The sequence below is a fragment of the Candidatus Seribacter sulfatis genome, from assembly GCF_964187635.1.
Taxonomy (GTDB): Bacteria; Verrucomicrobiota; Verrucomicrobiia; order Opitutales; family Seribacteraceae; genus Seribacter; species Seribacter sulfatis.
This window is the reverse complement of the sequence record NZ_CAXLMO010000100.1, coordinates 1-3,182: the sequence shown is the minus strand read 5'-3', so window position 1 is coordinate 3,182 and position 3,182 is coordinate 1. Positions and strand designations below refer to the sequence as shown.

Here is a 3,182-nt window from a genome sequence, read left to right as displayed (position 1 = left end):
GATGGACGACCCAGGCCAACTGCAGACAACCCAATTCCCCACCCCCAATTAGATGCCACCTTACTATATCAAGAAGCAACTTTTGAAGTAAATGCCACTGATGAAAACGGATCTATTTTAGATTTAAACATTACATTTGGGGGTTCCGGATATGAACCAACTTTATTGAACCCATTTACAAATCAATTGATAAACACTTCTGGAATTGCGAAGATAATTGTGAGTGGGGGCGGAGGTACTGGGGCAGTTATCAATGGGGAGGTGGATCAAAATGGTAGCATTGTTGATGTGCAGATAGTAGAGGGTGGAAGAGGATATTATAACTTGCAGAAAGAGAATAATTCCTCGGCAATAATCGTTCCAAATCCAGGCAGGGCAATATTAGAGCCTGAAAGGAATGCAAGTTTGCTTGTTTCTTTAGGAGGGAGCTTGAAGGAGCCGACTTTAAATAATACTCAAGGAAACTACTTTTTATTTGATGGAGAAATGATAGAGGCCGATGTCAATAGTCCATTTTCTGAATTCAGGTATGTCGCTCCATGGGTTATGATTTTGGATAAAGGAAGACCGGAGAGTTCTATTCCGCCATCTGATCGGGCACACGCAGTTGCCCAGGTAGTCGATGGGAACATCACCAAGATAATTGTGACTAAGGGAGGGACAGACTATGTGGATCCGCATGTTATTATTTGTGGAACGCCCCCCAATTATTCTAATTTAAATGATGGAAAACCAGAAAATGCCTGGCAATGGAGGTGTAATAATTTACGTGAAGATGTAAATGGAAGTTTCAAACGGTGCGGACATGTTGATTCAAGTTCTTCCCCCTATCCACCTGAGACCTGCCCCGGAGAGGAAGTGGGGACTTTTCGTACGGACATTAATTGGAATACTTCTTTCGAAAATTGGAATGATAATCATAGTAAAATAGCAAATCACCCGAATTGCCCGGCTGATAGTAATCACCGCACGATTGAGTTTTTATCGCCAATTTGCTCTGGGAAAAAAGCGAATTTTGTCTTGGTTAATGACTATTACCGGGCAGGAAAATCGGGAACATATGAAGATTGGCTACCATTCGAAACCAATTGTACTGCGACAGTGAAAAGGGGACAAATCAGTGAAATAAAAATTACTAATTCAAATGGTGGTAAATATTTGGCTCCAGAAATAATAATCCAGGGGAGTGGATCGGGTACGGAACCTATTCCTATTTTTGATGAAATTGGAATTCTTACCCGTATTTTCTATAATGATCGGGAACTTAAAAGTTTAGAATTAGATAAAGTGGACAATCCCGAAGGGGCAGGGCAGGGATACTTCTACAAGACATGGGCAAAGGATGACCGGTATCGTCCTGCCTTTGGTCCATCTGAAGCGATTCAATGTGTAATTTACACAGACATTTTATATTGGGATCCACCTGGACCTACCCCTGAGTTTGAGGTGTATGATTTTAACTACACATTATCTAACAACATAGAAATGTCAGATCCGTATGGAGATAGAATCTCAAAAGTTAGAGTGTTAGACGGGGGATCGTATGTGACACAAGATTTCAATGTAACCATAGATTTTAATGAAAGTATTGTTCCAGATTTAGATAAAAATGGAATACCTGATTTTTCACCTGCAAGGGTAAAGTTAATTACCACGAATCAATTAGTCTCCGTTGAACTCGATCATAATGGAACTTATTCAGAAGAATTACTGGGAGCAGAGGGGCAAAAATTAAATCTTCAGAGAAATACTTTTTTGGCAGAGCCGGATGTGAAAATATTTAACGAGTTAAATGGAAATAAACTTTCTCATTTTACGAATGAAAAGAGCTTCTCCGGTATTCGACTCAATGGAGTGTCTGAATTTGATTCAGTCTCTCAGAAATCATACTTGGATATTGTTGTGGACGATTCCATGCCCACTAATTTCTTTTATGGCCTGGGTGGTAGTGACCGAAGTGGGATGGGCGGAGAAATTGTTGTTTACAACGGCATGCCTGGATATAATTGGGGGCAAGAAAATGACTGGGACTCTTATGCATTCACCGATGAGAATGGCACTTATGTTATCCCGAACTTGGAGCCCGGATTGTATAACATTGCAGTCCTTCTTGAGGATGAAAACTTTCAGGATATTGCACTGCGTCCTAATTCAAATCCAACCCTCTTTTCTCAAACACTTTATGTGCCAGGATTTGATCCCATTACATTGGAAACTGATAATCGCGGAAATGGAAGAAGTCGTTTAGTATGGGGACAAAAAGCGAGAGAAATGAGCCGGTTTTCTACCACTGGAAAAAATGTCCTCAAAGAAATTGAAGGCATTGGGGGAGGATTTGAATTGGGTAAGGATTATCAATTTAAAGTTTTTGCTGCCAGTACCAATACGTCTCAGGGAATACCCAATTTTTCCTACCAAATTCTTTCAGATGGGACCATCAGTTTTACAATTATTGACGATGCAACCTCCAGTATCTTTGACCCGACCGATCGATTTACTATCAGTTTTTCTTCCACTGTTTCCGGGGTTGATTTTACCAATACTACAGGGGAAGGAATTATGAACAATTCCTTCTGGGGTGGAAATAAAGCGGCGATTAATTTAACCAATGATACTAACCAGAGCTTAATTCTTACTCTTTCCCCACAATCCGGCAGTCTGCTTAATTTAATCGAAGCGCCCGTTCGTAGCCAAAATGACCCGAATGCGTCGATGATTTTTACCTTCTCCGGGTATGATCAAAATGGAAGTCCGCTTAACTGCTCCGATGTTATTTGGTCCCTCAGTTTGGACGAAAACATCACGGATGGAGTTAATTGGGATGGCAATCATTCCAAGGTAGCCCAACTTGAATCTCCACAATATTATTACCAGGGGACGAGCGCTCAGGGTTATGGTTACTATTATCCTCTTTATACCCAGTCCGTGTATTTGGACAATGCAACAAATGGAACGGGAATATACAATCCAGCTAATGTCAACCTTGCTGGCAGCGGATACCATGAGCATAATTTTACAGATTCGAATCTACCGTTTTACATGGAGGATGGAAATATGAACCATGCAGTAGGTTCAGTGCCATCGGGTTCTCATTTACTGCAAGGGACATCAGATTATAACGAAACCAGTCAAATCAAGTTGGTTCTGCACTCGGGATTGAAAGGGAAGGGACTTACCTTAAC

Annotated in this window: 1 protein-coding gene; it reads left to right on the top strand. The window is 41.0% G+C overall.

The genetic code is table 11. The features are described 5' to 3' along the window. A partial coding sequence (locus ACKPQ5_RS09575) for a hypothetical protein (RefSeq protein ID WP_407678883.1) occupies positions 1–3,182 on the top strand: 3,182 nt, incomplete at both ends.